Source organism: Rufibacter ruber, from assembly GCF_014138425.1.
GTDB lineage: Bacteria > Bacteroidota > Bacteroidia > Cytophagales > Hymenobacteraceae > Nibribacter > Nibribacter ruber_C.
In genome coordinates this window covers 52,754-77,443 of the sequence record NZ_JACJIQ010000004.1, presented here as the reverse complement: position 1 = coordinate 77,443, position 24,690 = coordinate 52,754, and the positions used below count along the sequence as shown (strand labels likewise).

Below are 24,690 nucleotides of genomic sequence, written 5' to 3'. Positions count from 1 at the left end.
TTGGAATTTCTGCTCCTGGTTTAGCCCATCAGACACCTCTTTATTTTTCTTTCTAATGCGTTTTTGGCCTGTTTTACAGAAAACAGGCCAAAAACGGCTTTGCCTGGTTTTGCTCTTTCTGAAAAAATCACGCCTCCAGTCCGCCTTTGACGGGGGCAGGGGCCTGATTTCTTGTGCAGACAAAGGCGTTCCTGATGGCTTTTCTGCCAGCTGTTTTGGCGTAAAACTAATGCTTTTCACCTCTCAACCGCCTTGGTCATCCCCCCACCCCCTTCAAAGGGGCACGGAATGCGCGTCAGAATTTTCTCTTCCTATTTCCTGTTTTTGGCCTGTTTTCAGAAAAACAGGCCAAAAACGGCTCTCCCGTTTCTTCCTTTGCCTGCCGCTGGTTTTGGTCTCATTTCTGAAAAACAGGCCAAAAACGCGTCAGTCCTCCCAATGTGTTACCTTTGCACTCCATTCTTCGGCTACGCCGAAAAACACTTTTGACTATGCGCAAATTAAGCATGGAGGAACTCCAGCGGGACTCGGTGGAGGACTTCAAAAATAAGCAAAAAAATCCGTTGGTGCTGGTTTTAGACAACGTGCGCAGCCTGCACAACGTGGGCTCCACCTTCAGAACCGCAGATGCCTTTGCCGTGGAGAAGATCTACCTCTGCGGGATTACCGGCACGCCGCCCAACAAAGAGATTCACAAGACAGCGCTGGGCGCCACCGAATCAGTGGAGTGGGCGCATGTACCCACCACGCTGGAGGCCGTGCAGGGGTTGAAGCTGCAAGGCTATGCTGTTTGGGCCGTTGAGCAGGCTGAGGGCAGCACAGAGCTCCCCCACTTCCAGCCCGCGGCCGACGGGAAATACGCCTTTGTGTTCGGGAATGAAGTCTTTGGGGTAGAAGACGAGGTGATAGAGGCCGCTGATGGGGTGCTGGAGATTCCGCAGTTTGGCACCAAGCATTCGTTGAACGTGTCTGTGACCGTGGGCGTGGTGGTGTGGGATGTGCTGAGTAAACTTCTGGCTCCTACGCTCTAGAGTGGCACGTAGGGCCGCTGAGGTGTTCGGTTGCAGAGTCAAGCCTGCCAATCTCTGTTTTTGGCCTGTTTTCAGAAAAACAGGCCAAAAACAGCCAATGCTTTGCCCAACTCATTTAGCTACGCCCATAAAAGCAGAAAGGCGAGATTTTCATCTCGCCTTTCTGCTTTTATATAAAGTATGGAATTATCGCTTCGCTATTTTTTTCTCCAGCTGAGATTTGGCCAGCTCTAACGTAAAGAGGGCTTGCTCATGGTTAGGGTTCTGCTGTAAGAATACGTTCAGGTCAGCAATGGCACCTTCTGTCTGTTTCATGTCCATTTTCACAACGGCACGGTTGTAAAGGGCTTTGTCATGCGTTGGCGCCGCGGCAACCACTTGGTCAAGGTCACTCAAAGCACCTTCATAATCTTCTAAATGAAACTTGGCAACGGCGCGGTCATAGATCAGCTCAACAGATTGGTTGTTCAAAAGAGCCACGTTGAAATCATTCAAGGCTTCTTTGAAGGCCTCTACCATGATGAAAGCATTACCACGGGCCTGCAGGAAATTAACATTCTCAGGGGCGATGGCAACGGCCGCGTTAAAATCTTTGATGGCACCAAACGCATCGCCCAACTCCAACTTAGCAGCCGCACGGTCTGCGTATGCCTGAGCATTTTGTGGGTTTTGCTTCAGCACCTGGGTGATTTCTTTCACCCGCATTTTTGAGGCGGCCATAGATTTAGCCACATCTCCTCCGCCACCGCCAGCAACTGAAGTAAAGGAAACAGCTGCAAAGCACACGAGCGCCAACACAATTCTGATATTTTGAATCATCTTGATATTTTTATTGACTTTTCTAACCAATCTTCTGCGGGGGAATCCTCTAACCAGCGAATCAGGAGTCTTTTATACTCCTAAAAATTACAACTAGTTACAAGAATGACACAAATATAAGGAGATTCTTTAGTTAAGTGCAATGGTTTTCATAAAATAGTGCTGTAAAATTCCGTGAATTGGCTCAATCAACTTGAAAAGACGTTAATCACCCCGTTTTACCCGTTGAAAATCATTTTTACCCCGACGAATGCGCAAATCTATTTCTCCATTTTTTGGCTTTGCCCTTGAAAGCCACTCTTATGATGCAATATTTTGCTAACATACTACAAAACCCGGCAAAACCAGTTAAATTTTTTATTAAAATGAGCCAAAATTTTTTCCTCTCATTTTAGAACAAGTATTAACTGCAGGCCCACATGGTTCATTGGTTAGCCTCTCCCCACCTGCTTAGAGGATTTCAAGAAAGCTGTAGGAGAATTTTAAGGCCTGCTTACGGCTACAGGTTTTGTGATCCAGAGCTCTACAGCTTCTGCGAGAGAAGGCATTAGCCAGGTAGCGTAAAATTTACTCAGTTTCGGCCTGGGGTAGCTGCACCCGAGAAAAATCTGTTTTCAGCCTGTTTCCATAAAAACAGCCCTAAGAGCATGTTTAAATTTGTCTTTTGCGCTGCAAACGGGTATCAAAAGAACCTGACTTTGCCTTTTTCTCGCACCATAGTGGGGCGTATGCTGCTCAAAAAACGCTTCGCCAGAACCTTTCGCTCCCAATTTTCGCTCGCAAAATCAAAATTTAAACAAGGAGCCTGTTTAGCATTTCCCAAAATGAGCTTTAGATAGCTTCTGTACTGGCGCCAGCACCCGCTTGTGTCGCTGTTTTGGCTCTTCTTTTGCGAAAACAGGCCAGAAACAGAAGCAAATAGTTTCAAAAGACTACAAAAAAGCAGACACTTGCGCCAATGATCAGAAAATACTAAACAGGCTCAAGCCCTAAAACAGAGAGCAGGTACGGCTTACTTAGTGGTTATTTGAATTGGAAGCCCCACTGGCCAGAGCAGGGTGCTGCCTATGCGGTTTAGAACCTTGTAACAGCGCTACAAAAAACAGGAAACCGCTTCGGGGTTGGCAGATACTCTGCAGCCCATACGCCAGGAATGAATGGTTCTAAAAGCAAAAGGACTACACAACGTCATTGCATAGTCCTTTCAGGAAGAGACATGCGTAGCAGGGTAACAAATTGCCCCGCCACACCTGGCTTAAGAAACCTTTTGCCTGCGGGCTAGCGCATGCAGGGCATATCTTACTCCTTCATCAGCCCAGATATAATTGATTCGTAAGTACGAGGTCTGATCCAGCACCACCTGGTTTCCCAGCCCATCACAGATCGCAAAAGATGTTTTCACCTCCTGCGGGTGCACGGGCGGAAACTTCTCCTGTAATACAGAAGCCATATAGGCCACTTCCTCTGGTGAAGGGTGCCGTACCACACACTGGGCCAGGAATAACTTTCCGTGCAGGAAATGCAGACAAGAGGTGACGCCAATGGGGCCCACTTTCCTTTTAAAAATAAACGCCTTGTGCCCGGGCACCTCGGCCTGGGCAGATACCTCATGCTGCGGCTTCCCCATCACTTTCACCACCTCCTTCAAAGAAGTGCCAAAGGGAATGTTCTGAAAACAAACCTTCTCTTGCGTAAGCAGTACAGGAGACGGCGTTGCTTGCAGCACCTTAAGAAGTTGGTTTAAGGTGCCGGCAAAGCTGTACCGTTCAAAATAATCGTCCTTGGTGAAACTGGCAGAATACATCCGTTTTCTGCCTTTCAGGAATGGAAGGTTTTTCTGGAAAACTAGAGTAAAAAACTGATGCATGTGCTATGTCCTCTGGTGCTTTATGGATTGGTTTGAAAAATGCAGGTTATCTGAAAGAAACTTTTTTAAGGCAATAGACAAATATATTCAGAGCTGGCAGCTAAATCAAATATTATAAAAATAGTACCGATAAATACTTGCTTAAATACCTAACAATTATTTTATCAACGGTAAAGTGCAAAACATCAACCGGATTTATTACATCTATTCTTCCCTTGGTTGTTTACTGGCACGCGGCGTAGTTGCACTGTCCTCTCCAGTACTCTGTTTTGATCTGATTTATAGAAAACAGCTCTTAAATGCCGTTTGTCTCCCCATCAGGGGCTCCTTCAACTGAACCAATCTCCTGTTGCTTCACTATGCGTTACCTGGAGGCAGCCTGTTCTACACCTGGCGCAGGGGCGCTGTTTGAGCTATCTCAGCCAGCACGGCAACGGTATGCACGTTACCCGTTCAGGCCAGGGGGAAAGTTACTCCCCCAAAGGAACCTCACTTCTCTGCTTGATTAGCTGACTGCCCCAAAACTCCATGCTTTTGAATAAGCTCTTTCCGGCCTCCTTCTGCCTTTGCCCCGTTAGCTTTTGCCAAACCAGCCGCTCACCAGTGATATAATCAATGCGCAGATACACAGAACGGTCTATTGACACGCTGGCTCCACAAGCCCCCCTCACCACAGAAGAAGCACCCAGGCTCTCCAGGCAAACCCTTGCCAGGTCCTTTACCGCCGAAACAATACAGAAGTCTGCCTGCATCACAGTAGGATACCTCACCACTTCCTGGGCAAGGAAAAATCTGCCTTCATAAAAATGGACGCAGGAAGTGACACCTATCGCTCCTACTTTTCTCCTGAAGATTAAAGCACTGTGCCCTTCTACAGTTGCAGAAGAGGCCATAGTATGAACCGGCTCCCCCAGTTTTTTCACAACCTCTCTTACGGTGGCCCCAAAGGGAATGGCTTGAAAGAAAATACTGCTCTCTACCTGATAGGCAGGTCTATGTTGAACAGACAAAAGGTTTTGCAACTGTGTTAACGTCTCAGCAAAACCATATTTTTCAAAAAAGTTTGAACTTGAGTAGTAGATAGCTGAATGTTTCTTTTTTGAATGAAAAAGCAAGAACCAAGAGCGAACTGCCTGCACTACCTGAAGTTTCATAAAATGCCCTCCTCTAACTTAAATGTATTTTAATGTATGGGGGCGCTACATTTCTGCATAAAGTTAGCAAACAATCAAACCAGAACTTTTGGCTCCACAAATAAATTCAAACTATTCTTATCAGGATATATTAAATTTATAATATTCTTTATTTTGTTAAATTAAAAGAAGGGAATAGACAAGCCTGTGCCAGATCAACAACCTTCTCCGGCCCGCTGTTATCAACTCCCAAAACAATGCGTACCTTTGCAGCTTAGTTCTAAAGAAGAGACACAATGCTTCGTTCACACACCTGCGGCGAATTACGCCTGGAGAATGTTGGTCAGGAAGTGACCCTGACCGGATGGGTACAGAAATCACGCGACAAAGGCGGCATGCTTTGGGTTGACCTGCGCGACCGCTACGGCATTACGCAGCTAAGCCTGGAGGAAGGCGTTTCTGAGGCCTCGGTGCTGGCCACTGCCCGCACCCTGGGCCGCGAATTTGTGGTCAAAGCCACCGGTACCGTGATTGAGCGCGAGTCTAAGAATGATAAAATCGCCACCGGCGAGATTGAGATAAAAGTAACCGCGCTGGAAATCCTGAACCCCGCCAAACTGCCGCCCTTCCTGATTGAAGATGACACCGACGGCGGCGACGACCTGCGCATGAAATACCGTTATCTGGATCTGCGCCGCTCCCCCGTGCGCAAAAGCCTGGAATTGCGCCACTGCATGGGCCAGCAAACCCGCTCTTACCTGGACGGCCAGGGCTTTATTGAGGTAGAGACGCCGGTCTTGATTAAATCTACGCCTGAAGGCGCCCGCGACTTTGTGGTGCCCAGCCGCATGAATCCCGGCGAGTTCTACGCCCTGCCACAGTCTCCGCAGACGTTCAAGCAGCTCTTGATGGTATCTGGGTTTGACAAGTACTTCCAGATTGTGAAATGCTTTAGAGATGAGGACCTGCGCGCCGACCGCCAACCGGAGTTCACCCAGATTGACTGCGAAATGTCTTTCGTGACGCAGGAAGACATCCTAAACACCTTTGAAGGCCTGGTGAAGCACCTGTTCAAGACCGTGAAAGGCATTGAATTAACAGACTTCCCCCGCATGACGTATGCTGATGCCATGCGCCTCTACGGTTCAGACAAACCTGATACCCGTTTTGCCATGCAGTTTGTGGAGCTGAATGACCTGGTAAAGAACAAAGGTTTCAAAGTGTTTGATGATGCCGAGTTAGTGGTGGGCATTAACGCCAGCGGCAGCGCCCATTTCACCCGCAAGCAACTGGATGAACTCACAGATTTTGTAAAGCGTCCGCAAGTGGGTGCCACCGGTTTGGTGTACGCCCGCGTGCAGGAAGACGGCAGCGTGAAATCAAGCGTAGATAAATTCTACTCTCCAGAAGATTTAGCGCAGTGGGCGCAGGCCTTCAACGCCCAGCCGGGTGATTTGCTGTTGGTGTTGGCCGGCGGCGCTGATAAAACCCGTAAAGCTTTAAATGAACTGCGTCTGGAGATGGGCACCCGCCTTGGCCTGCGGGACAAAGACACGTTCTCCACGCTGTGGGTTCTGGACTTCCCGCTCCTGGAGTGGGACGAGGAAAGCAACCGCTACCATGCCATGCACCACCCGTTCACCTCGCCCAAGCCCGAGGACATGGACCTGATTGACACCAACCCCGGCGCCGTGCGCGCCAATGCCTATGACATGGTCATCAACGGTGTGGAAGTGGGTGGTGGCTCCATCCGGATACATGATCGTGGCGTGCAAAGCCGCATGTTTAACCTGTTGGGCTTCACGCCCGAGGAAGCGCAAGCGCAGTTCGGGTTCCTGCTGGATGCCTTTGAGTACGGTGCGCCTCCGCACGGGGGTATCGCCTTCGGGTTTGACCGTCTGTGCTCGCTCTTTGGCGGGGCAGATTCTATCCGCGACTTCATTGCGTTCCCTAAGAATAACAGTGGCCGTGATGTCATGATTGATGCTCCTTCTCCTATCGCGCAGGCGCAGTTAGATGAGCTGCAGATTGACGTCCGCCTAAAGTCGTAGTTATTCGTTATTAGTTGTTCGTTCTTAGTTCAAAACGGGTGAGGTCTGGGAGATCTCGCCCGTTTTGCGTTTTTGGCCTGTTTTAGGAAAAGTAGGCCAAAAACGCAAACGGCACAGAGACGCTCGCAGGTCCTCCGGACGCTACGAGGTCTTTTGTGCAAGGCGGCTTATTGAATGGCTGAAGAATCTGGCGCGAGTCTTCAGACTCGTGCCGCACTGTGAGTGGAGTCTCCAGACTCCATTTTTACTTTTTTAGCCGCTGGCTCCCGGCGAGTCTGGAGACTCGCTTCATCCCATGTCACGAGACTTTAGTCTCGCGCCAGCGTGGGGCTGCGTGGGATATATAAGTGTAGAGAGTTATCGGCATCTTCCTTGAAACTTGAAAATCCAATTCTGACCTCGTAGCGTCAGGAGGACCTGCGAGCGTCTGTGGCAAAAGCCGTTATTGGCCTACTTTTCCCAAAACAGCCCGAAAACGGAACATTCCCCTTTCCAACAGCCACCACCAACAAATTACCCCTTCACCGCTCACCCTTTGCAATTACCGCTCATCATATTTTGCTTCTCATGTGCCTGGCTGCGGTGCACCTTTGTGACCATCAATCGCACTAGAAACCTTTAACCCATAAAAACATGAACGCAAAACTTACCTCTCTCCTGGCGCTGTTGTTGTGCCTCACCTTAACGGCTCAAGCTAAAACTCCTTCTTTCAAAGTGGTGAAGACGGGCAAAGGCCCTGCCATGATTTTGATCCCGGGCCTGAACTCTGCGGGTGAGGTCTGGGATGAAACCGTGCAACACTATCAAAAAAACTACACCTGCTATGTACTCACCCTGCCGGGGTTTGCGGGCCAACCGGCCATCAAAGCTGATCCTTTCCTGAACACCATGCGCGATGAAATCATTGCCTACGTGCAGGAGAACAAACTGAAGAAACCGGTGCTGGTGGGGCACAGCTTAGGCGGTTATTTGGTGCTGGCCTTGAATGTAAAAGCGCCGGAGCTGTTTGGGAAAACAGTGGTGGTAGATGGTTTGCCATTCATTGGGGCCGCCCAAAATCCCGGTGCCACGGTAGAGACCATCAAGCCCATGGCTGAGCAGTTCCGCAAATCTATGGCTACACCCAGCCCGCAGATGCAAAAGCAGCAGGAAGCCAGCTACGGCACCACTATGGCCAAAGACTCAGCGCATATTAAGAAGATCATAGAGTGGGGCAGAAAATCAGCTTACCAAACCACCGGCCTGGCCATGTATGAGATGTACACCACAGACCTGCGCGCAGACATTGCCACCATTAAAGCCCCTGTGTTGGTGCTGGGCGCCTGGTACGGCTACAAAGGGTACGGCGTGACCAAAGACATGACCACTACCATGTATACCGCGCAATTCGCTAAATTGCCTTCGGCTGAAGTCAAAATTGCCGACACCGCCCGCCACTTCATCATGTATGACGAGCCCGCCTGGATGTTTGCGCAGATAGACGCTTTCCTGAAAAAGTAATTCCAAAGTTTTAGATGACCACTTCCCGTCAACAAAAATGGTACTGGGTCTGCCAGGCAATTGGTTGGACCTTTTACCTGTGCATAGGCCTCCTGATGAGTGTCCTGTGGTTTAAAAAGCAGCCGGGCATGTACGCGGTGCAGTTTGTGGGAACGGGTATTTTTCTGGTGCTCACGCATTTACAACGGCACCTGAGCCACCAATACCGCTGGCTTGATTTGCCCCTGGGTAGACTGGTGCTGCTGGTGCTGGCGTACAATGCGCTGGCCTCTATTATCTGCCAGCTGCTGGTGTGCGTGTTCATGCTGAGCATTGGCCTGTTCACGTGGCAGGAATTCAGCTTCGGTTACCTGGTTATGTATGCGGCCAACGGGCTGGTGATTCTAAGCTTCTGGTCCACCATCTACTTCGCGTTTCAGGCAATAAGACGGTGGAAGGAAAAGGAAGTGGAAGCCTGGAAACTGCAGGCTTCTTTGAAGGAAGCCGAGCTGCAGGCCATACGGTCACAACTGAACCCGCATTTTCTGTTCAACAGCCTCAACAACATCCGGTCATTGGTGCTGGAAGACCAGGGCAAGGCGCGGGAGATGATTACCCGCCTCTCTGCCATGATGCGGTACGTGATTGGTTACAATAGAAACAACCTGGTGCCCGTGGCCGAAGAACTGGAATTTCTGGACAATTACGTGGCCTTGGAGAAGATTCATTTTGAAGAGAAGCTGCAGTTTTCCTCTCAGGTAGATGCCGCTGTGAAACAGGCCGCCATTCCGCCGCTGGGTATTCAACTGCTGGTGGAGAACGCCATCAAGCACGGCATTGGCACGCAGCTGGACGGAGGCCGCATTCACCTTTCCCTGCACCGGCAGAACGGGCATCTGCAGGTACAGGTAGAGAATACCGGAACGTTGCCAACTGCCTTGACCCCGGCGGGCATTGGCATAGAACGGCTGCTGGAGCGCGTGGGCCATTCGCTGGAGCAGCCAGGGACATTTGCCCTGGCGCAAACGTCAGAGCACCACGTGACCGCCACCCTCACCCTTCCCTACAGAGAATATGAGAATCTGCATCATTGAAGACTCGCGGCTGGCCCGCCTGGAACTGAAGCACCTGTTAGGCAAATTCCCGGAGCTGGAACTCATCGGCGAAGCCGAAAACGCCGAGGAGGGCCTTGCTTTGATTGAGGAACTTCGGCCTGATTTGCTGTTCCTGGACATTCACCTGCCCCAGAAAAACGGTTTTGAGCTGCTGGAGGCGCTGGAGTACATCCCGCAGGTCATCTTCACCACCGCCTATGACCAGTACGCCCTCAAAGCCTTTGAACAGAACGCGCTGGACTACCTCCTGAAACCAATTGAGGAGCCCCGCCTGCGCCAGGCCGTGGAGAAAGCCCTGGCCAAACATGAGCCTGTTAAACCTGCCGCCGCCCCTACGCTGCTGAGCGAGGAAGACCGCGTGTTTGTGAAAGACGGCGAACGGTGCTGGTTTGTGGCCCTGAAACAGGTACGCCTGATAGAATCAAACGGCAACTACGCATTCCTGTACTTTGACCAGGAGCGGCCCTGCATCTTAAAAAGCCTGAATTACCTGGAGAACCGTCTGGACCCGAAGGTGTTCTTCCGGGCCAACCGGCAGCAGATCATCAACGTGAATTACATTGAGCAGATCAACCCCTGGTTCAGCGGCAGCATCAAGATCCAATTAAGAGGTGGCGAGGAAGTGGAGGTAAGCCGAAGACAGAGCCAGGTGTTCAAGGAACTGATGAGTCTGTAAGTGCGTTTTTGGCCTGTTTTTCAGAAACCAGGCCAAAAACGGGAATTTGATTGCTGATTGCAACTGCCCGATTGTTTCAAATAATAGCGCAAGCTAAGTGCAGATTCTCCCCTTGAGGGGAGCTAGTGGGGTGTTTACACCTGCTGGTCATGGCATTCCCAACTATGGCGCGGAAGTTACTTCCGTGATTTTCCTAGTTAGGCACAGAAATAACTTCCGCGCCACAGAAAAATAAGTACGCCTAACAATGTGTGCTCTCCTGTGCAACACCCCTCTTTATCTCCCCTCAAGGGGAGAAGCTACACGTAGTGAGCCTGTCTTTTCCCTCACCTGTTTTTGACCTACTTTTACCAAAACAGTCCAAAAACGCATAAAAGAGAAGAGGCGCCCAAGGGCGCCTCTTCTCTTTTATCTAGAAATGGTAAGCCTTACAGCAAATCACTGAACAAGCCAGGCACCACACCCATCAGCACGGTCAAGACTATCAGAGAAATCAACGTAAAGGCAGCAAACGGGTCAACGGCTACACGCGCACCTACCGGTTCCCGCATGTACATGGCAATAATCACCCGGAAGTAGTAGTAAATCCCTACCGCCGACATCAGCACCGCCACCACAATCAGCCAAAGCATGTCTTTTTCTAAAGCGGCAGAGAACAGGAACAGCTTTCCGAAGAAACCACCCGTTAAAGGAATTCCCGCCAGAGACAGCATAGAAACGGTCATCACGAACGCCAGCAACGGGTTCGTTTTGCCCAAGCCGTTAAATGAGGAGTAGTCATCTGAACCCCGCTCATCGGCTACGTATTTCAGCACGCCAAAGGCAGCGATAGTTGCTACGCCGTAGGCCAGTGAGTAGAACAGGATAGCGTTTTCAGAACGGTCGTTGAACGCGGTCAAGGCAATCATCAGATAGCCCGCGTGTGAGATACTGGAGTAAGCCAGCATCCGCTTCATGCTGGTTTGTGCCACAGCCCCAATGTTACCTACCAGCAACGTCAGCACGGTAATGGCCACCACCGTGGGGAACCACTCCTGGTACACCGCCGGGAACGCCACGTTCATCAGTTTGTAGAAGGCCGCAATACCAGCGGTTTTCACCACGGTAGACATGTAGCCGGTGAAGAGGGTTGGCGTACCTTCGTACACGTCAGGAGTCCAGAAATGGAATGGGGCAGCCCCAATCTTAAAGGTAATGCCAATCAACACCAGCAGAATACCCATCAGGAGCAACGGGGCCATGTTGGGGTCAATGTTGTTGGCAACGTTGGCAATGTCTACTAAATAGAAGTGACCGGTGGCCCCATAAATCAAGGCCATGCCAAACAGAATCACGCCGGTGAAGAACGAGCCCATCAGGAAGTACTTCATAGCGGCCTCGTTGGAGAGAATATTGCGCTTGTCGGCGCCTGCCAATACATACATAGGAATGGACATAATCTCAATGCCCAGGAACAGCATGAGCAGGTTCTCATACCCCACCATCATCACACCGCCTACCAGAGAGAAAATAAGCAGAGAGTAGTACTCAGCCAGGTTGGCTTCTTCGCCCACCACGTAGCGGCGGGAGAACGGCAGAATGAAAATAGTAGACAGCACCATCACCGCCGTGAACCCAACGGTGTAGTTGTCTACGGCCAGCATGTTGTTGAAGAAGGTCTTGTTCTGGCCCCAGTCATACACGGTTGCGCCCAGCACCACCAGCAAGAACAGCAGCACCAGCGGAAGCAACGCTTTTTTAGATTTCATGAACCCTAGAAAGAGGTTCACTATCCCGAAAACAGAAAGTAGTATAATAGATGTCATGTGCAGGTGATTTCTCCTGTATGTCTTAAATTCTTAGCGCTTGATTACTTCCAGCAGGTTCAGAATGGCTGGTTCAGAAATGCTCAGGAACGTGTTTGGGTGCAAACCAATCCAGAACACCATCACCACCAACGGTACCAGCACGGCTTTCTCAGTGAAGGTCAAATCTGTGAAAGCCTGAGTGATTTCGTTTTTCTCGCCAAACATCACGCGCTGGAACATGCGCAGCATGTACACGGCTCCCAAGATGATGGTGATACCGGCTACCGCGCCCATCCAGGCTTCGTACCGGAACACGCCCATCAAGAGCAGGAACTCGCCCACAAACCCGTTGGTCAATGGCAACGCCACCGCGCCCAGCATCAAGACCATAAAGCACACCGTCATGAACGGCGCGTTCTGCGTGATTCCGCCCATGGCGGCAATCTCCCGGGTGCCTATGCGGCGCTGAATAATATCAATAATGAAGAACAAACCTACTACGTTCACACCGTGGCTCAGCATCTGAATCATCACCCCTTGCAAACCTTGCTCGTTCAACGTGAACAAACCAGCGGCAATCAGCCCCACGTGCGAGATAGACGAAAACGCCACCACCCGTTTCATGTCATGCTGACGAATGGCAATGATAGCGCCATAGATAATACCAATGATAGCCAGCACCAACGCCACATCGGCCCACTGACTCACGCCCAAGGGCACCACCGGCAGCAACCAGCGCAGCGCACCGTAAATACCCATCTTCAGCATAATACCAGACAACAGCATAGTACCGGCGGCAGGTGCCTCAGTATAGGTGTCGGGTTGCCAGGTGTGGAATGGGAATACCGGCATCTTAATGGCGAAGGCAATGAACAGGAACCAGAACAGCCAGCTTTGCGTGCCAGAGTCTAAAACCAGTTGATAGAAGGCCACTTCCTCTGAACTGTGCGTGCCCGGCGTCTGGAAATACAGATACACAAACGCGGCCAGCATGAATAGCGAGCCAAATACGGTATAGATGAAGAATTTGAACGTGACCCTGATTCTATCGGCACCGCCCCAAAGTGCGGCAATGAAGTAGATGGGAATCAACGCCACTTCCCAGAAGAAATAGAATAGGAATGCATCTAGAGCGGTGAATACCCCAACTAAACCGGTCTGCATGAACAGAATGAGAGCGTAGAACGAAGACGGTTTCTCGTAGTCATTCTTGAAAGAGGCCAGGATAATCAACGGAACCAGGAACACGGTCAACAGCACCATCAACAAACTGATGCCGTCCATGCCTACCTTAAAGGCGATGCCCGCTGAGGCCACCCATGGTTCATTCAATAAAAACTGCGGACTAGTGAGCGTAGGATTAAAGTTGACCCAAGCCCATACGCCTACCACCAGTTCCAACAACGCCGCGCCAAACGCGACTTTCTTGGCGCCCTGTCCTTTTACCAACAGAACCAGCAACGCCGCCAGCGCAGGCCATAAGATTAAGAATGCGGTTAACATGTTTGGCCTATCAGATAATAAAGTTCAGCAATAAGATTAACGCGATGCCCAGCACCATAATCAGGATATAAGACCCAATGGCCCCGCTCTGCACCAGACGCAGGGAACGTCCGCCACCCAGTACGCCTTTGCCCAATCCGTTTACAATGGGGTCAATGATGCCCTTTTCCACGAAGCGGTACAAGCCCACAGACAAGCCCATGATGGGTTTTACAAACAGAGCATTGTAGAGTTCATCTACATAATATTTGTTGTATACCAGCTTGTGCAGGCCAGTGGCAGTGCCTTCCTCGCCGGGAACGGCTCTTTTCTTTCCGTAAATCACGTACGCCAGAATAATAGCAACAATTGCTACGGCCACGGAAACCGCCATCAAGGTGTATTCCAGTTCATGGGACAGGTGATGCACTTCAAACGCACTTGGCACCGCTCTTCTGGCCAGTTCATATACCGGCGACAGGAAGTTGGCCAGCATGTGGTTTTCGCTGAAGACCGGCGGCAAGCCCATGAATCCACCCACGGTGGAAAGAATAGCCAGAATAATCAACGGAATGGTCATCACCGCCGGAGATTCGTGCAGGTGATGGCGTTGTTCCTCCGTACCTCTGAAACTTCCGAAGAAGGCCAGGTACAGCAACCGGAACATATAGAAAGCCGTCATGAACGAAGTCAACAGACCAAACGCCCACATCACTTTGCTGTGCTGGAATACGTGCGCCAGCAACTCATCCTTAGAGAAGAAACCCGCAAACGGCGGAATACCAGAAATGGCCAGCGTACCAATCAAGAAGGTAATGAACGTGATAGGAAGCGCTTTTCTCAGGCCACCCATGCGGCGTAAATCCTGTTCACCAGACATGGCATGAATCACGCTACCCGCACCCAAGAACAGAAGCGCTTTGAAGAACGCGTGCGTCAATACGTGGAACAGCGACGATGAATATGCCATCACGCCCAGCGCCAGGAACATATAGCCCAACTGACTCACAGTAGAGTACGCCAATACTTTTTTGATGTCGTTTTGGAAGAGACCAATGGTAGCGGCGAATAACGCTGTGGCTAAACCAATAATGGCCACTACCTCTAAAGTATCTGGTGCTAGCGTGTACAACACGTTAGAACGAATCACCATGTAAATACCAGCGGTCACCATGGTAGCGGCGTGAATTAAAGCTGAAACCGGAGTTGGACCCGCCATCGCGTCTGGTAACCAAGTGTACAATGGCAACTGCGCTGATTTACCCATGGCACCTACAAACAGCAAAAGGGTAATGGCTACCACTATGCCGTCATTCACCTCGTTTAGTTGAGAAGCTTGGTTGAACACCTCGCCGTAGCTCACGCTACCGTAGGTGATGAAGATTAAGAAGATACCGAGCAAGAAGCCTAAGTCACCAATACGGTTGATGATGAAAGCTTTCTTAGCGGCGTTGTTGTACGGAGTGACTTTGTTCCAGAAGCCAATCAAGAGGTACGAGCAGAGCCCCACGCCTTCCCAGCCCACAAACATCATCACGTAGTTAGAGCCCATCACCAGCAGGAGCATGGAAAACACGAACAAGTTTAAGAAAGCGAAGAACTTCCCGAAGTTCTCGTCATCATGCATGTAGCCGGCGCTGTAAATGTGAATCACCGAACCCACACCCGTTACCAGAAGCAACATAATGAGCGACAGCTGGTCAATCTGGAACGAGAACGGAATGCGAAGCCCCGCCACGTTAATCCAGTTGAAGATATCTGTGGTGTACGGACGGTTTCCGTAGCCCTCAAACCCGAAGAACAGGAACAAAGACAGCGCAAATGACCCGATGACGGTGGCACAACCCACCAGACCCGCCAGCCCTTTCGGCAATTTCCGGTTCCCCAGGCCGTTAATCAGAAACCCGATGAACGGCAGGAGCGGAATCAGCAAACAGACCCAAGTCATCTCAGCGTTGTTTGCCGGCAAAATAAATTCTTGCATTTGTTAAAGCGTAAATGGAACGGTACTCTTTATAGATTCAGCAGAGCGGGAAACCCGCCTTACCATTTCAGTTTGTTCAGGAAATTGATGTCTGTGGTGCGCAGGTTACGGTAAATCATTACAATAATAGCTAACCCAACGGCCACCTCGGCGGCAGCCACCGCCATGATGAAAAACACGAATATCTGCCCATTAGGGTCAGAACGGTACGCTGAAAAAGCCGTAAGCAACAGATTGACGGAGTTGAGCATAAGCTCCACGCACATAAAGATAATGATGGCGTTGCGGCGGGTCAGAACCCCAATGACTCCAATAATGAACAAGGCGGTGCTGAAATACAGGTAAAAGTTCAGCGGAATGGTTCTAATGACCTCAGGAATTTCGTTCATGTCTACTATTCGTTCTTAGAAACGGGATTGGCCTTGCCTTGCAACAGGGGCCAAAGTTATTTCCATTTTTTGGTAAATCCACAATAAAATATGACCTCACCCCTAGCCCCTCTCCCACGGAGAGGGGAGTACTCTTTTGCGTTTTGAGGCTGTTTTCTGAAAAACAGCCTCAAAACGCCTCAGCGGAAAAGTCCCTCTCCGCGGGAGAGGGATTTATGGTGAGGTTACTTGCGTTTCTGGCCTCTTTTTCAGAAAACAGCCCAAAAACGGCAGTTACTATTTTATACCACCCAAAGCGGCATGAAAAAAGGACAACAAATAAAGTTGTCCTTTTTAGGGGTTCTACAGAACCCTTAGAATCTATTTCGCTCGCCCGGCTCGCGCTTACCCAACATCACCGCACCGGCCATAGCCGCCAGCAACAGGATAGACGCCAACTCAAACGGCAACAGGTAATCTCTGAACAAGACAATGCCCAGGTTCTCCACCAGACCAATCTGCGAGTCAAACACCGCCGGGTGGTACACGTTGGTATCCACGTCTTTCAAGGCGGCAATAATGATGACAAACATCATACCGCCGGCAATAGCCGCTGCAATTTTACTGAGCATGGGCTTATGCTGTTCGGTGTCTTCCCGCATGTTCAGGAACATAATCACGAAGAGGAAAAGTACCATGATGGCGCCCATGTACACAATGAAATTCACCGCTGCCACAAACTGAGCGTTTAACAGAATGTAGTGCCCAGTCAGTGCGAAGAAGGTCAGAATCATGAACAGAACGCTGTACACAGGGTTCTTGGAAACCACCACGCCTACAGCGGCAATCAGGGTCAGGAAGGTCAGGAAGTAAAAAATATTACCCGTCATAGTTTTTCTAGGTGATTAGCGAGTAGGGGCTGGTGCCGTTAATTCAATAGGAAGCGGCTCTACCAAACGGTCTTTGCCGTAGATAAACTCATCGCGCTCATAGCGGGCCGGCGCCACTTTGTCGTTTTGCAGGAAGATGGCTGCTTTGGGGCACGCCTCCTCACACAGACCGCAGAAAATGCAGCGCAACATGTTAATCTCGTAGCTTACCGCGTATTTTTCCTCACGGTACAGATGCTCCTCGCCCCGCTTGCGTTCACCAGACACCATGGTAATGGCTTCGGCCGGACAGGCCACCGCACACAAACCGCAGGCCGTGCAACGCTCTCTTCCCTTCTCATCACGCTTCAGCACGTGCAAACCACGCCAAACCGCACTCATGGGGCGGGTTTCCTCCGGGTATTTAATGGTCGCCTTCTTCTTGAAGAAGTGACGCATGGTAATGGTCAAGCCTTGGAAAATGGCTGGGAGATACATTCTCTCAGACAGGTTCATGGGCTTTTTCTCCAGTTTCTTTGCTCTATTACTTAATGATTGCATCTCATTCAGTCGTTAAAAGGTTGTCAGGCTTCTATAAATGAAGCCTTCCGTCTGCTACTTGAAGAATTCGTCTTTCAGCAGAATAGTACCGGCTGTCAACACCACGTTCAGGATAGACAACGGAATCAAGATTTTCCAGCCCAAGTTCATCAATTGGTCATACCGGAAGCGCGGCAAGGTCCAGCGTACCCACATGAAGAAGAAGATGAACAACAGGATTTTCACGAACAGCACCACGGTACCCAAGATGGTCACCACGTTGTGCGGCAAGCCGAGGTCATACATGAACGGGAAATTGTAACCGCCAAAATACAGCGTTGCCATCACCGCTGAGGCCACGAAGATGTTCACGTACTCCGCGAACAGGTACAAGCCCATGCCCATGGAGCTGTATTCAGTGTGGTAACCGCCTACTAGCTCAGTCTCGCACTCAGGTAAGTCAAACGGCACGCGGTTGGTCTCCGCGAAGGCACACACCAGGAAAATCAGGAAGCCCAGCGGTTGGTAGAAAATGTTCCAGTTCATGCCCGAGATTCCGAACAAATCCTGCCCTTGCTGCTCGGCCATCACGCGTAGTGAAAGCGAACCAGAAAGAACCAACAAGGCAATGATAGACATACCCATGGCCAGTTCATAGCTGATGTTCTGAGACGCTGCGCGGATTGCCCCCAACAAAGAGAATTTGTTGTTAGATGCCCAGCCTCCAATCATGATGCCGTACACACCCAATGCCACTACGCCAAAGATGTAGAGAATCCCGATGTTCACCTCAATGGCCTGCACCGGAATGTACTCACCGTTAATGTAGAGCGTGTTCCCGAAAGGAATCACCGCGCTGGACATACAGGCCGTCAACATCGCCAATGACGGACCCGCAATAAACAGGAACTTGTTTGCATTGGCTGGGACGAACTCCTCTTTAAAGAACAGCTTCACGGCATCTGCCAGCGGCTGCAGCAAACCCATAGGACCAGCCCGGTTAGGGCCCACACGGTCCTGAATGAACGCGGCCACTTTGCGCTCAGCGTACGTGGAGTAGGTGGCAATCAACAGCGTGACCCCAAAAACGGCCACAATGATAAGTGCTTTGATTAATAATACGGATAGCTCCATTATACGTGTCTTCCTAGGTTGAAAGGAGTGGATTCTAAGTCTTCTTCAGTAGAGCCTGGTAAGTTAGGCACCACCGGCACGTTCAATACCGGCAACTCATAATGGTTGGCAGAAATCACCGACGCGCGGTCAATTTTGCGCGGTCCTTCAATGGTCCAGTCGTTCGGGTCTTTGTGGTCAAAGCGGCACTCGTTGCAGATGAACTCCTGCACCTCGTTGTACTGGTCTTTACGGGCTGTTACCCGTAGCACATCGTTTCCGCGCATCCAGAGCACTGTTTTACCAGAGCATTTAGGGCAGTCACGGTGCGCATCTACGGGTTTGGTAAACCACACGCGGTTTTTAAAGCGGAATGTCTTATCTGTCAGGGCACCCACTGGGCACACATCAATTACGTTTCCGGAGAAATCATTGTCGATGACGTTCTCAATGTAGGTTCCAATCTCGGCGGCATCACCACGGCCTAACACGCCATGCACGCGCTTATCAGTAATCTGGTTGGCGGTGTACACGCAACGGTAGCACAAAATGCAGCGCGTCATGTGCAGCTGAATAAGTGGCCCGATGTCTACTTTCTCAAACGTGCGCCGCTCTTCCTCATAGCGGGTGCCCGAGGTACCGTGCTCATACGCGAAGTTCTGCAAATCGCACTCCCCGGCCTGGTCGCAGATAGGGCAATCCAGCGGGTGGTTGATTAACAGCATTTCCACCACGCCTTTGCGGGTAGCCAACACATCTGGGTTAGTGGTATTCTCCACCACCATTCCGTCCTGCACCGGCGTCACGCAAGAAGCCACCAACTTCGGCATGGGGCGCGGGTCTTTTGCCGAACCGGCCGCCACCTTTACCAGGCACGCGCGGCACTTGCCGCCGCTGCCTTTCAAAGGCGTATAGTAACACATGGCAGGGGGCACCACCTCACCGCCAATTTTGCGGGCTGCGTTGAGGATAGTAGTTCCTTCCTCTACCTCCACCTCTATGCCATCAAACGTAATTTTTACCATTTCAAATTATTGTTGATTGCTGCTGGCTATTTGTGTAAACCATAAGCAAATGGCTATTAAATTGTATTTCTGTTTTCGGCCTGTTTTAAGAAAAACAGGTCAAAAACGGCATTCTTTGTTTGTTCTTATTCAAAGCTGCTTCACGCATTTCGTCCCCCTTTGAAGGGGGGTAGGGGGATGATTCTTCTGCTGATAATTACATTCCCGAGAATCATTCCTTTTTCGCGTGTAGCATTTGCTTCTGGTTCCTCTAGCGTTCTTAACATCCCCCTAACCCCTTCAAAGAGGGACTTACCGGAAATGCTTAACTAGTTCCAATCCTTTCATCCTTCCCTTTTGTTATCCTGAAAGGACCTTGTGGGCGAACAGTAGTAGCGTTTGCTCTTCTGCTTTTCTAGCTTGCCACTAAGATCCTTTCAGGATGACAGGGAATGGAAAGTGGTTCTTCTAATCTTGCGTTTTCGGCCTGTTTTCTGAAAAACAGCCCGAAAACAGTATGCTTATGCTAAAACAGACTCAGCTTTGTTGAACACCGCGCCTGGTGCCGTAGCTGCCTGCGGGTGCTTTACGTGCCACTCAAACTCGTCTCTGAAGTGACGGATGGCAGCGGCAACCGGCCAAGCAGCGGCATCGCCCAACGGGCAGATGGTATTTCCTTCAATCTGCTTTGCAACGTTCACGAGCAGGTCAATGTCATGCATGTGGCCGTGGCCGTGCTCAATGCGGTGCAAGACTTTCTCCATCCAGCCGGTACCTTCACGGCAAGGGCTGCACTGGCCGCAGGACTCGTGGTGGTAGAAACGGGCGAGGGTCCAAGTATGGCGCACAATACAGGTCTGGTCGTCCATCACGAAGAAACCACCGGAACCCAACATGGTACCCGTCGCGAAACCTCCGTCAGACAAAGACTCATAAGTCATTAAGCGGTCTTCGCCGTTGGCTGTTTTCAGAATCAGGTCTTTGGGAAGAATTGGAACCGAAGAACCTCCGGCAATCACCGCTTTCATGTCACGGCTTTTCCAGATACCGCCGCAGTATTCATCTGAGTAGATGAATTCTTCCACCGGAATCCCCAGTTCAATCTCGTACACACCGGGCTTGTTGATGTTTCCGCCCGCGGAAATCAACTTAGTACCAGCGCTACGGCCAATACCAATCTTGGCATACTCAGCGGCAGAATTGTTCACAATCCATGGCACCGTAGCGATGGACTCCACGTTGTTTACCACGGTTGGGCAGCCGTAAAGGCCCCAAACCGCCGGGAAAGGTGGCTTGTTACGCGGGTTTCCGCGCTTACCTTCCAGAGACTCTAACAAGGCCGTTTCCTCACCGCAGATGTACGCGCCACCGCCGGGGTGCACGTGTAAATCAAGCGAATAACCGCTGCCCAGGATGTTTTCGCCTAAGAAACCGTTAGCATACGCCTCGGCAATGGCTTTTTCCAGAATGCGCAGCACATACAATAACTCACCTCTAATATAGATATAAGACGTGCGGGCACCCAGCGCGAACGAAGACGTAATCATGCCTTCAATCAAGAGGTGCGGCAGTTTCTCCATCAAATACCGGTCTTTGAACGTACCCGGCTCTGATTCATCGGCGTTGCACACTAAGTAGCGCGGTTTGCCTTCGGGCTTGGCCAAAAAGCTCCACTTCATACCCGTAGGGAAACCGGCGCCACCCCGGCCGCGCAGGCCCGATGCCTTCACTTCTTCCACCACTTCCTCTGGGGTCATGGTTTTCAAGGCTTTCTCTACCGAGGCGTAGCCGCCGTGCTTGCGGTACACGTCAAAGGTATGAATGCCTTCAACGTTGATATGTTCAGTTAATAATTTTCTTCCCATGGTTTCCTTACAGTTGAGGCTTTCAGGTCTTCCAGCATCTGGTCAGCGCTGGCGGCGTCCAAGTTCTCGTAGAATTTCTCACGCACCTGCAGCATAGGGCCGGTTCCGCAAGAGGCCAGGCATTCTACCGTTTTTAAGGTGAAGTTGCCGTCTGCACTGGTCTCTCCTACTTTGCAGCCTAAGCGGTTCTCTAGGTGCTCAATCAGTTGGTCAGAGCCACGCAGCATGCAAGGGCCTGTGCGGCATACTTCCAACACGTGCTTGCCTACCGGCTTCAGGTTGAACATGGTATAGAAGGTAGCTACCTCATACACCTCAATCGGCTGAATGTCCAGAATCTCAGCCACCTTGTCCATCACCTCAGGGCTTACCCAGCCGCCAAACTCCGCTTGCGCGATGTGCAGGATAGGCAGAATCGCTGATTTCTGACGTCCCTCAGGATAGTGGGAAATGTAGCGTCGAATCTCGGCCATGGCCCCTTCTGAGAACTCTACTTTTTTATTTTCTACTGTTTGCTCCATTTGGTCAATGGCAGGTATGTAAAAGCTGCCCTGCGGCAGGCTTGGGAAAAATCGTTTCTAATCTACCAGCTTAAGCGTCAAGCTCTCCGGCAATCACGTTCATGCTGGACAGAATCACAATGGCATCTGACAGTTGCGTGCCCACCACCATCTCTGGATAAGCCTGATAATAGATGAAGCAAGGTCTTCTGAAGTGCAAACGGTACGGCGTGCGGCCTCCGTCAGACACCAGGTAGAACCCTAACTCTCCGTTTCCGCCTTCCACTGAGTGGTACACTTCGCCGGCCGGTGCGTCAATTTCACCCATCACAATCTTGAAGTGGTAAATTAACGCTTCCATGTTGCGGTAAACGTCCTGCTTTGGCGGCAGGTAGTACTCTGGGGCATCTGCGTGGAAAGGTCCTTCGGGCAGGTTGTCCATGGCCTGCTGAATAATGCGCAGGCTCTGCCAGATTTCCTCGTTGCGCACCATGAAACGGTCATAAGTGTCACCCTTGGTTCCTACTGGAATTTCGAATTCAAAATCCTGGTAAGAAGAGTAAGGGTTCATCACGCGCACGTCATAGTCAACGCCCGCAGCCCGGAGGTTAGGACCAGTAAAACCGTAATTCAAAGCACGTTCTGCCGTGATAGGACCCACACCTTCCACGCGGTCCACAAAGATGCGGTTGCGGTTGAACATGGTCTCAAACTCCTGCATCACCTTAGGGAAGTCACGCAAAAAGTCTCTGATTTTCTGAATAGCCACCGGAGACAAATCACGCTCCATGCCGCCTACCCTGCCCATATTGGTCGTCAAACGGGCGCCGCAGATTTCTTCGTAGATTTCATAGATTTTCTCCCGCTCCTGGAACACGTACAAGAAGCCCGAGAAGGCTCCCGTGTCCACACCCAAGATGGAGTTACAAATCAAGTGGTCGGCAATACGCGCCAATTCCATCACAATGACTCTGATGTACTCGGCACGCTTAGGAACCGTAACACCCAACAGCTTCTCTACGGTCATCCACCAGCCCATGTTGTTGATGGGCGAGGAGCAGTAGTTCATGCGGTCTGTGAGCGGGGTAATCTGGTAAAAGTTGCGGCGCTCGGCAATTTTCTCAAACGCGCGGTGTATGTACCCGATAGTAGGCACACCCGACACAATCTTCTCGCCATCCATTTGCAGGATGTTCTGGAAGATGCCGTGCGTGGCGGGGTGCGTTGGCCCTAAGTTCAGGGTGGTTAAATCCTGAATAAAGGTATCGGTGGTGTTTAGTTCAGTATTCTGTTTGGCTAACTCCATGGTGGCTGTTAGTATAAGCAGAAACCCCGGCGGCTTGTTTTGAAAAAAGCCGTGGGGGTCTCTCTTGTTTTATCTTCCGAAGAAGGTATTAATCTTGTCTTCGCGGGTCTGGTCTTCCAGCGGGAACTCCTTGCGCATCGGGAACACCTCCATCTCCTCCACATTGAGAATGCGAATGAGGTTGGGGTGGCCTTCAAACCGTATTCCGTAGAAATCCCACGCCTCGCGCTCCATCCAGTTGGCCGTAGCGTACAGGTTGGTGGCCGTTGGCACCACGGCATCCTCTTCTGAAAAGAAGATTTTGATGCGCAGCCTGATGTTGTTCTGCAAGCTGTGCACATGGTACACCACGCCTAGCTCCTGCCCCTTGTTGTCTGGAAAGTGCATGCCGCACATGGTGGTCAGGAACTGCATCTGCAGCACCTCGTCATCATACAGCGCCTGCAGCATGGGAATAATGTTTTCCCGGGTGGTGGTCACGGTGACAAGCCCGTACGGCTCCTGAATGTCAAACAACTGGTCTCCGAACTTCTCCTGAAGCCGCGCAATCAGCTGTTCGTTGGTTATTTCGGCCATGCCTTATTTAATGTTGTAAGAGGCTAAAAGTTCTTGGTACTCTGGTGAGTTACGGCGGCGCAGTGACTCGTTCTCAGCCAAATCCTGAATGCGCATGAGGCCATCTAGAATCTGCTCAGGGCGCGGCGGGCAACCTGGCACGTACACATCAACGGGCACAATGCGGTCAATACCTTGCAGCACGCTGTACGAGTCAAAGATACCGCCAGAAGTAGCGCAGGCGCCTACGGCAATCACCCAGCGCGGCTCGGCCATCTGCTCATACACCTGTTTCACCACCGGCCCCATTTTCTTGGCAATGGTGCCCATCACCATCAGCAAATCGGCCTGGCGGGGCGAGAAGCTGGGGCGCTCAGACCCGAAACGGGAGATGTCATAGTGCGCGCCCATGGTGGCCATGTACTCAATACCGCAGCAGGAAGTGGCAAACGGCAACGGCCACAGCGAGTGCTTACGGGCTAGGCCTACTACTTTCTCAAAGGAAGTGGCAAAGAAACCGGCTCCCTCCACCCCCTCAGGGGTACCCACCATGGTTATATCAGTTTTGTTATCGCTCATGTTGTTTTCGCTTAGTTTTCAGAAAAACAGGCCAGAAACGCCTTCTTCCTGAACAACAGCCCGCTTGTAAAAGTTTGCCGCGCACCGCGGAAAAGTATTATTCTATTCCCACTTGAGCACGCCCTTGCGGATTACATAGTAGAACCCGATCAAAAGCAGCGCCATAAAGAGAAGCATCCAGATAAAGCCGTCCAGACCCATGGCCCTGAAATTCACCGCCCACGGGTAGAGGAAGATGATTTCCACGTCAAAAAGTACAAACAGAATGGCAATCAGGAAATACTTGATGGAAATAGGGGTACGGGCATCGCCTTTACTCTCAATACCGCATTCCCAGGAGGCGTTTTTCACCTTGCTCTGGCGCTTGGGGCCAATCAGGTGCGTGACCACCATGGCGAAAACCACGAAGCCCAGGGCCGCCGCAAACTGAATCACGATGGGCAGCCAGTCGCCGGGTACATATTGTGCAGTGGGTGTAGGTTCCATATATAAAATCAAATTCGCGCAAAATTAGACAGGAATACTAAAGTTTCAAAGCAAAAACCAGAATGACTCTTATGTAGAATC

The 24,690-nt window shown here is 50.9% G+C and carries 22 protein-coding genes; 5 read left to right on the top strand and 17 right to left on the bottom strand.

Annotation, left to right across the window (positions count from 1 at the left end):
- Positions 1-491 precede the first annotated feature (491 nt).
- Positions 492-1,031 (top strand): RNA methyltransferase, encoded by a 540-nt coding sequence (locus FHS90_RS05995; protein ID WP_182512357.1) that lies wholly within the window; start codon positions 492-494, stop codon positions 1,029-1,031.
- Positions 1,032-1,217: 186 nt separating this feature from the next.
- Here FHS90_RS05995 and FHS90_RS05990 read toward each other — a convergent pair whose 3' ends face one another.
- The 3 genes from FHS90_RS05990 to FHS90_RS05980 form a co-directional block, all read right to left on the bottom strand.
- On the bottom strand, positions 1,218-1,850 hold the full coding sequence (locus tag FHS90_RS05990; RefSeq protein ID WP_066835082.1) for a tetratricopeptide repeat protein: 633 nt from the start codon (positions 1,848-1,850) through the stop codon (positions 1,218-1,220).
- A 1,255-nt stretch (positions 1,851-3,105) separates the two neighbouring features.
- Positions 3,106-3,654: a hypothetical protein gene (locus FHS90_RS05985; RefSeq protein WP_182512356.1), complete on the bottom strand. Its 549-nt coding sequence runs from the start codon at positions 3,652-3,654 to the stop codon at positions 3,106-3,108.
- Positions 3,655-4,187: 533 nt separating this feature from the next.
- On the bottom strand, positions 4,188-4,727 hold the full coding sequence (locus tag FHS90_RS05980; protein WP_182512355.1) for a hypothetical protein: 540 nt from the start codon (positions 4,725-4,727) through the stop codon (positions 4,188-4,190).
- Between the two features lie 419 nt (positions 4,728-5,146).
- Here FHS90_RS05980 and aspS point away from each other — a divergent pair, with 419 nt between their 5' ends.
- From aspS to FHS90_RS05960, 4 genes are all read left to right on the top strand, one after another.
- Positions 5,147-6,901, top strand: coding sequence for an aspartate--tRNA ligase (gene aspS, locus FHS90_RS05975; RefSeq protein WP_182512354.1), 1,755 nt, complete (start codon positions 5,147-5,149; stop codon positions 6,899-6,901).
- A 633-nt stretch (positions 6,902-7,534) separates the two neighbouring features.
- Positions 7,535-8,401: an alpha/beta fold hydrolase gene (locus tag FHS90_RS05970; protein WP_182512353.1), complete on the top strand. Its 867-nt coding sequence runs from the start codon at positions 7,535-7,537 to the stop codon at positions 8,399-8,401.
- A 14-nt stretch (positions 8,402-8,415) separates the two neighbouring features.
- Positions 8,416-9,474, top strand: a complete 1,059-nt coding sequence (locus FHS90_RS05965; protein WP_182512352.1) for a sensor histidine kinase — start codon at positions 8,416-8,418, stop codon at positions 9,472-9,474.
- Entirely contained in the window at positions 9,455-10,171 is a 717-nt protein-coding gene (locus FHS90_RS05960) for a LytR/AlgR family response regulator transcription factor (RefSeq protein ID WP_182512351.1), read from the top strand. Before FHS90_RS05965 ends, FHS90_RS05960 begins: the two co-directional genes overlap by 20 nt.
- A 428-nt stretch (positions 10,172-10,599) precedes the next feature.
- On the opposite strand, the gene FHS90_RS05955 is transcribed toward FHS90_RS05960, so the two are convergent.
- The 14 genes from FHS90_RS05955 to FHS90_RS05890 form a co-directional block, all read right to left on the bottom strand.
- Entirely contained in the window at positions 10,600-11,976 is a 1,377-nt protein-coding gene (locus FHS90_RS05955) for an NADH-quinone oxidoreductase subunit N (RefSeq protein WP_182512350.1), read from the bottom strand.
- A 33-nt stretch (positions 11,977-12,009) separates the two neighbouring features.
- Positions 12,010-13,461 carry a complex I subunit 4 family protein gene (locus FHS90_RS05950; protein WP_182512349.1) on the bottom strand — a complete coding sequence of 484 codons (1,452 nt, stop codon included), beginning with the start codon at positions 13,459-13,461 and terminating at the stop codon, positions 12,010-12,012.
- A 10-nt stretch (positions 13,462-13,471) separates the two neighbouring features.
- Positions 13,472-15,424, bottom strand: a complete 1,953-nt coding sequence (gene nuoL / locus FHS90_RS05945) for an NADH-quinone oxidoreductase subunit L (protein WP_182512348.1) — start codon at positions 15,422-15,424, stop codon at positions 13,472-13,474.
- Between the two features lie 59 nt (positions 15,425-15,483).
- Complete coding sequence (gene nuoK / locus FHS90_RS05940; protein ID WP_182512347.1) at positions 15,484-15,813, bottom strand: NADH-quinone oxidoreductase subunit NuoK; 330 nt, start codon at positions 15,811-15,813, stop codon at positions 15,484-15,486.
- A gap of 353 nt (positions 15,814-16,166) precedes the next feature.
- Positions 16,167-16,682: an NADH-quinone oxidoreductase subunit J family protein gene (locus FHS90_RS05935; protein WP_182512346.1), complete on the bottom strand. Its 516-nt coding sequence runs from the start codon at positions 16,680-16,682 to the stop codon at positions 16,167-16,169.
- A 15-nt stretch (positions 16,683-16,697) separates the two neighbouring features.
- Positions 16,698-17,222, bottom strand: a complete 525-nt coding sequence (locus FHS90_RS05930) for a NuoI/complex I 23 kDa subunit family protein (protein ID WP_066835059.1) — start codon at positions 17,220-17,222, stop codon at positions 16,698-16,700.
- Between the two features lie 54 nt (positions 17,223-17,276).
- Positions 17,277-18,335, bottom strand: coding sequence for an NADH-quinone oxidoreductase subunit NuoH (gene nuoH, locus FHS90_RS05925; protein WP_182512345.1), 1,059 nt, complete (start codon positions 18,333-18,335; stop codon positions 17,277-17,279).
- Positions 18,335-19,339, bottom strand: a complete 1,005-nt coding sequence (locus tag FHS90_RS05920) for an NADH-quinone oxidoreductase subunit G (RefSeq protein WP_182512344.1) — start codon at positions 19,337-19,339, stop codon at positions 18,335-18,337. The genes nuoH and FHS90_RS05920 overlap by 1 nt, the downstream gene beginning before the upstream one ends.
- A 500-nt stretch (positions 19,340-19,839) precedes the next feature.
- Complete coding sequence (gene nuoF, locus FHS90_RS05915) at positions 19,840-21,183, bottom strand: NADH-quinone oxidoreductase subunit NuoF (RefSeq protein WP_182512343.1); 1,344 nt, start codon at positions 21,181-21,183, stop codon at positions 19,840-19,842.
- Complete coding sequence (locus FHS90_RS05910; RefSeq protein WP_182512342.1) at positions 21,165-21,704, bottom strand: NADH-quinone oxidoreductase subunit NuoE family protein; 540 nt, start codon at positions 21,702-21,704, stop codon at positions 21,165-21,167. The genes nuoF and FHS90_RS05910 overlap by 19 nt, the downstream gene beginning before the upstream one ends.
- Before the next feature lie 70 nt (positions 21,705-21,774).
- Positions 21,775-22,989 carry an NADH dehydrogenase (quinone) subunit D gene (gene nuoD, locus FHS90_RS05905; protein ID WP_066835098.1) on the bottom strand — a complete coding sequence of 405 codons (1,215 nt, stop codon included), beginning with the start codon at positions 22,987-22,989 and terminating at the stop codon, positions 21,775-21,777.
- A 69-nt stretch (positions 22,990-23,058) separates the two neighbouring features.
- Positions 23,059-23,565: an NADH-quinone oxidoreductase subunit C gene (locus FHS90_RS05900; protein ID WP_182512341.1), complete on the bottom strand. Its 507-nt coding sequence runs from the start codon at positions 23,563-23,565 to the stop codon at positions 23,059-23,061.
- Between the two features lie 3 nt (positions 23,566-23,568).
- Complete coding sequence (locus FHS90_RS05895; RefSeq protein WP_066835047.1) at positions 23,569-24,123, bottom strand: NADH-quinone oxidoreductase subunit B; 555 nt, start codon at positions 24,121-24,123, stop codon at positions 23,569-23,571.
- A gap of 102 nt (positions 24,124-24,225) precedes the next feature.
- Complete coding sequence (locus FHS90_RS05890) at positions 24,226-24,609, bottom strand: NADH-quinone oxidoreductase subunit A (RefSeq protein WP_066835096.1); 384 nt, start codon at positions 24,607-24,609, stop codon at positions 24,226-24,228.
- Between the last annotated feature and the right edge of the window lie 81 nt (positions 24,610-24,690).